This is a genomic window from Halomonas sp. ND22Bw, from assembly GCF_003011945.1.
GTDB lineage: Bacteria > Pseudomonadota > Gammaproteobacteria > Pseudomonadales > Halomonadaceae > Halomonas > Halomonas halophila.
On record NZ_PXWD01001932.1, the window covers coordinates 1 to 230 of the forward strand.

General features: G+C 18.7%; 1 protein-coding gene. It reads left to right on the forward strand.

The window, feature by feature from the left end; all coding sequences use genetic code 11:
* Positions 1-230 (forward strand): hypothetical protein (locus CVH10_RS27185; protein ID WP_219925141.1); only part of this gene is annotated, 230 nt, incomplete at both ends.

Genomic DNA, 230 nt, shown 5'->3' on the forward strand with positions numbered 1-230 from the left:
GGAAGAAAATTTCAATATTACTTATTTATAGACTTACTAGTAATATATATTACCTAAGTAAATTTAAAGAGAGTTATATAAATAATAAACTTAAAGAGAGTTATATAGGTAAACTTAAAGAGAATTATATAGATAGTAAACTTAAAAAGAGTTATATAGGCGAATTTAAAGAGAGTTATATAAATAGTAAACTTAAAGAAAATTATATAAGTAAACTTAAAAAGAGTTAT